General features: G+C 47.0%; 3 protein-coding genes and 1 rRNA gene. All 4 read left to right on the plus strand.

All coding sequences use genetic code 11. From position 1 onward, the window contains the following. A partial coding sequence (locus ABGY95_RS07940) for an SUMF1/EgtB/PvdO family nonheme iron enzyme (RefSeq protein WP_347441151.1) occupies positions 1-1,962 on the plus strand: 1,962 nt, incomplete at its 5' end. Between the two features lie 4 nt (positions 1,963-1,966). After that, a complete protein-coding gene (locus ABGY95_RS07945; RefSeq protein WP_347441152.1) occupies positions 1,967-2,374 on the plus strand; it encodes an OsmC family protein in 408 nt (135 codons plus the stop codon). A gap of 191 nt (positions 2,375-2,565) precedes the next feature. Then, positions 2,566-3,648: a hypothetical protein gene (locus ABGY95_RS07950; RefSeq protein WP_347441153.1), complete on the plus strand. Its 1,083-nt coding sequence runs from the start codon at positions 2,566-2,568 to the stop codon at positions 3,646-3,648. A gap of 605 nt (positions 3,649-4,253) precedes the next feature. Further along, positions 4,254-5,794 (plus strand): 16S ribosomal RNA (locus tag ABGY95_RS07955). Positions 5,795-5,953: the final 159 nt, after the last annotated feature.

Here is a 5,953-nt window from a genome sequence, read left to right on the forward strand (position 1 = left end):
AAGGTTCTTTACGAGATGATGACCGGTAAGGATCGATTTCAGTTTCCTGAGCTGCCTTGTGAGTTGCCAGCTGGTGACCAGCGTAAAATGTGGTTGGAGATGAATCGTCTCATTTGCGATATCTGCGAGCCTAAACAATCAAAACGTACCATCACTACTGCCGAAGAGCTGAGTGAAGCAGTAAAGAGACTACAGCAGGGAAAAAAATTACGTAAAAATCGTGCAGCTATGTTGATTAAGTTTGCTCTATTTTTATTGTTCTTTGGGGGAGTTGCTGCCGGAGTTTTCTATTGGAAGCTGTGGTGGCATATTCCATCAGCGATTGATCCACCAGTGTTGGCTCCTTCAGTCGTGGATACTTATGTTTCGATTCCGGGTAGTAGGCCTAAAAACGACATTTGCGCGATCAAGGTGATTACTAATCCTCCATACGCTCATGTCTCAGAGAACGGAATTGAACTAAATGAGGTGACTCCTACTGAATTTCGCAACTTTGAGCCTGGGGAAGTGGTAACTTATAGATTTGAGCTCCCCGGCTATCGGGTTTTAGAGAAGACTTATTCAGTACCGGATCAAGAAATATTTGTGGTCAATGAGCAGCTCAAAGTCTTTCGACCTCCTACGGAGGACGATGCCTGGCTTGGACCGCTGGGGGTTGAGTATCAGCCACGTGACGGTTTTCATATTTCGGGCTTCTTGCGCGCTAGTAATTTCCAGCGCTATGTTCAGGAGGCTGGAGTAGATGAGATAGCAAAGAATATCCCATTCAGTGAGAGTGGTGAGAGTATTGAGATTGCCTTGCTTACTGAAAAACAGGCGACGAAGTATATTGCTTGGTTGGAGGCTAGGGCGCGTGATGCAGGTTTGTTGGAGCTCGGGCAAATGATGGATTTTGTGCAGGAACCAGATTTGGCGGCTACAGGCTACACTGCCTTGGATCGCAATAAGGGCATCTTGCCAACACGGTGTGTGGTGAAAAAAATTGCTTATGGATCGATTTTATTTAGTTCGGATCCTGTTGGCGCAAGGATTTATGTAGATGAGCAATTTGTGGGGGTCACACCATTCAAGTTAGGAAATATGCGTCCTGGAAGTGTGAAGATTGAACTTCGCGCCGATGGTTATCAGCAGTTTAAGTATAGTATGCATTTGGCCGATAATGAAGCCTTTGTTTTGAATACCATTTTGAAGCAGAACAATGGCGTCATCTTTGGTGCTAATTGGAAGAATAGTCTAGGCTTACCGATGGTTCCTATTCGTGATGGCCTGATGGCCTCTGTGTTTGAAACGCGCGTCACTGACTACGATCTTTTCATTCAGGAAACGAAACACAGACGTTTTCGTAATCCAGGGTTTAGGCAGGGGCCCAGCCATCCAGTCGTGGGCGTGAACCGCGCAGATGCTATAGAGTTTTGTAAGTGGCTTACCGCTAGAGAGAGAGCACTAGCCATTATTAGTGAGTCACATCGCTACAAGATTCCATCCGATCTAGAATGGAGCGAGTTAGCTGATTTTGAAGAAGCTCCAGAGCAATCACCGTCGGAGAGGGATCATCGAGCTCAAAGTGATCAACGCCTAGCACACCTGTATTTCTGGGGAACCGAGTTTCCGCCCAGTAACAAAGTTGCTAATATAGCCGATGAAGACGCTGCTCGCGCGGTTGGTGTGTCATTGAGTCGCACAGTAGGGGGCTATAATGATGGTTTTGAGAAAACGGCTCCAGTAGGAAGCTTTCCTGAAAGCTCTAATGGTCTGCATGATTTGTGTGGTAATGTCTATGAATGGGTCAGTACGGATTATAAGGAGGGTGCCGAACTCGCTGTAGTGCGAGGAGGGAGCTGGGCTAGCTTTACGAAGAATCACCTACGTGTTTGGTCGCGCTTCTTAATGTCAAAATCAACGCGCGGAAATCAATTCGGCTTCCGAATCATTCTCGTCGATGAATCCACAAAAGCAGAATAAAATTATGGTAGAAATTACAACAAGTTATGAAGGGGGGCTTCGCTGCAAATCAATACATGGGCCATCAGGTGTGACGCTCGAGACTGATGCGCCTATTGATAATAATGGTAAAGGAGAGACGTTTTCGCCCACTGATCTCGTGGCGACTGCTCTAGGGAGTTGCATGCTAACTATTATGGGAATTGTTGCTGATCGACGGGATATCCAACTTGATGGACTCAATATACAAGTGGGGAAAATTATGTCAGAGGATATGCCGAGACGTATAGCTAAGTTGCCAGTGCGCATAGATATGCCACTCTCAGCAGATTCACCCTTGAAGGATTTATTTATAAATGCGGCTCTGACATGCCCAGTCCACCAAAGTTTGAGCGGTGATATCGAGATTCCTATCGATTGGGTGTGGAACTGAGCTACGGGCGCCGAGTAGGCTGGAGGCATTTGACTGTCTCTAATCGCTCACTGTGAGCTTGTTCGTTTTTCTTTCGGGATAGCCTAAAACTCTGTTAACAAAAGAATCTGATAGATATTTAGAAAACAAGCTCTAAGCTTCCAGTAATGAAGTGCGCGGTAGTCAGAGAGTTGGATAGCCTAGAAGCTTTTTTGAAACAGAAAGGTCAACTGCATTGCGCTGTCGTGCAGGGCTTGGATTTCACGGAAGTTGAAATAAATTGGGGCCGTCTCGACTTTCATGGAGCGGTTTTTCTTGGTTGTACTTTTCCTAACGAGGTCACAGCAGATATCCTATTGAATAAGGGTGCTGTGGTTTTCCCTAACTTACCGAACCTTCCTTATGAAACCTACCGGAGTCGACTCTATACCCGTGATGAGTTGATGGCAGGTTGGTCCGAAAAAGAAGACAGAAGTTTGGATAAGAGAATCTATGACCACTTTGTTAAAAAGGGCAAGAGTAAGGCCAATATTTTAGAGTCACTCGCTCAAAGGCTGCACGATCACGCCATTGATGATGGAGTGAGGGATTTGTTAGGTGGAAGAATTGAGGCGGGAGGCGTGAAAAAAGTCGTCGGAATAATGGGGGGGCATAGCACCGGTCGAGATGACGAGAGTTTTGAAAAAGTCGTAAGGGTCGCTAGAGCGCTCAGTCAAAAAGGGTACTTCATCGCTTCTGGTGGAGGCCCAGGAATAATGGAGGCTGCTAATCTGGGGGCGTGGTTAGTGAATGTAAGTGATTCAGTGGTAGGCGAAGTGTTAGATATATTGAAGGCCACACCATACTTTGCGTCGAAGGGATACCAGCAGTCAGCTCTCTCCGTCCTAGACATGGTGCCAGACGGTGGCTCTAGTCTTTCCGTACCCACTTGGTTCTACGGCCATGAGCCAAGTAATTTATTTAGTACCCACATCGCGAAATATTTTTCAAACAGTATTAGGGAGGATGGCCTACTCGCGATAGCCACTCACGGAGTGATCTATGCTCCTGGTAGTGCTGGTACAACTCAAGAGATTTTTATGGACGCCACTCAGAATCACTACATCACCTTCGATGAGATTAGTCCTATGGTGTTCCTTGGTGAAAAACGCTACACAGAAGAGACCATGCTCTACCCCTGTCTTAAGCAGCTTGCCGAAGGTAGGGATTATGCTGATTACCTCTTTTGCTCAGATGATGTAGAAGCAGCTGTTTCCTTTATAGAAAAACATCCTCCCAAACAGATTCAAAAGTAGTGGAGGATGTGTCCTTTTAGGCAAATGTTCCGATGAAGTGAGTCTGACTTAGCTATTTTCTCCGCTGGATAGAGAAAATTTCTAGTTCATTCCTAAGTTTATTCAGCCTCTAAGCTCACCTTGCTGAATTAATTCAACGACCTATTTGTTGATTTTACAGAGGTTTGTAGAAGGTAACTAAAAGAAAAATAAAAAAAGTGTCGAAAGGTCTTGCGCGGAGTCTGGGAATATGTAGATTGCGCCCCGCCTCACCTGCCACAGGGAGCGCGAGAGAAACTAACTTCAGTTCTTCGAGACTCGGTCTCATAGCTGCATTTAACTTTCCTCGAACGAGATCTTTTACACAACATGGCTTGATCAAAATGCGAGCGACTTACTTCGGTGAGCCAATCGGAAGGTTTGAATCAAGTGGAAGAGGAAAGACTGAATTGTGCGCTGCGGTAGTGGAAACACTGACGCGGCAAATGAATCTAAATCTTAAACGGGTCTAGATTCGCACTTGTCAATTTAGTATACGCTTATTGAAATTTATTTTTTAATAAGAAATACGCCAACCGTTTTAAAAATGAGTGCCGCAAGGTGCTCACATCGAGAGATGTAAAAAATATACGGAGAGTTTGATTCTGGCTCAGAATGAACGCTGGCGGCGTGGATAAGACATGCAAGTCGAACGAAGAGTGATTTAGTTTACTAATGATCTTTTAGTGGCGGACGGGTTAGTAACGCGTGAGCAACCTGCCTTAAAGAGGGGGATAGTCCTGGGAAACTGGGTTTAATACCGCATAAGCTCCACCATTTATTTGGCGGAGTAAAGTGGCCTTCTGGTCACGCTTTAAGATGGGCTCGCGTCCTATCAGCTTGTTGGTGAGGTAAAGGCTCACCAAGGCGACGACGGGTAGTTGGTCTGAGAGGACGATCAGCAACACTGGAACTGAGACACGGTCCAGACACCTACGGGTGGCAGCAGTCGAGAATCATTCACAATGGGGGCAACCCTGATGGTGCAACGCCGCGTGTGGGATGAAGGCCTTAGGGTCGTAAACCACTGTCATGTGAGAGTAAGGCATATTAGTTAATACCTAGTATGTTTGATAGTATCACAAGAGGAAGGGACGGCTAACTTCGTGCCAGCAGCCGCGGTAATACGAAGGTCCCGAGCGTTATTCGGAATCACTGGGCGTAAAGGGAGCGTAGGCTGTACGGTAAGTCAGATGTGAAATCTCAGAGCTCAACTCTGAAACTGCATCCGATACTGCCGTACTAGAGTAATGGAGGGGTAACTGGAATTCTCGGTGTAGCAGTGAAATGCGTAGATATCGAGAGGAAGACCAACGGCGAAGGCAGGTTACTGGACATTTACTGACGCTGAGGCTCGAAGGCTAGGGTAGCGAAAGGGATTAGATACCCCTGTAGTCCTAGCAGTAAACGATGTGCGCTTGGTGTGGGAAGGTTCGACCCTTTCCGTGCCGGAGCTAACGCGTTAAGCGCACCGCCTGGGGAGTACGGTCGCAAGACTAAAACTCAAAGAAATTGACGGGGACCCGCACAAGCGGTGGAGTATGTGGCTTAATTCGATGCAACGCGAAGAACCTTACCTAGGCTTGACATGTATCGCTAATCTGTTGAAAGGCAGTGAGCCTTCGGGCGCTTTACACAGGTGCTGCATGGCCGTCGTCAGCTCGTGTCGTGAGATGTTCGGTTAAGTCCGGCAACGAGCGCAACCCCTGTGGTTAGTTACTAACATTAAGTTGAGGACTCTAGCCAGACTGCCCAGATCAACTGGGAGGAAGGTGGGGATGACGTCAGGTCAGTATGGCCCTTACGCCTAGGGCTGCACACGTACTACAATGTCCAGTACAATGAGAACCGATACCGCGAGGTGGAGGAAATCTACAAAACTGGGCTCAGTTCGGATTGGAGGCTGCAACTCGCCTCCATGAAGTTGGAATCGCTAGTAATGGCACATCAGCTACGGTGCCGTGAATACGTTCCCGGGTCTTGTACACACCGCCCGTCACATCATGGAAGCCGACAGCACCCGAAGTATCTGCGCCAACATTGGCAAGGTCCTAAGGTGTAGTTGGTAACTGGGATGAAGTCGTAACAAGGTAGCCGTAGGGGAACCTGCGGCTGGATCACCTCCTTTCTATGGAGCAAATGCCGAGAGGCATAGGTCGAAAGCTAAAGTTTGGGATGAACTCAGACAATTGCTTGTGGGTAAGAAATGCACCACACGTTACAATTACAGCGTCTGCACTATTCATTAAATGAATATGCAAACCGCAGCATACAATTCAGTTTTTTC

It is taken from the genome of Rubritalea sp., assembly GCF_039830215.1.
Lineage (GTDB): Bacteria > Verrucomicrobiota > Verrucomicrobiia > Verrucomicrobiales > Akkermansiaceae > Rubritalea.

Excerpts from the sequence above, each read along its gene's own strand:
- ABGY95_RS07945 (WP_347441152.1), top strand. The coding sequence starts at position 1,967 with ATGGTAGAAATTACAACAAGTTATGAAGGGGGGCTTCGCTGCAAATCA.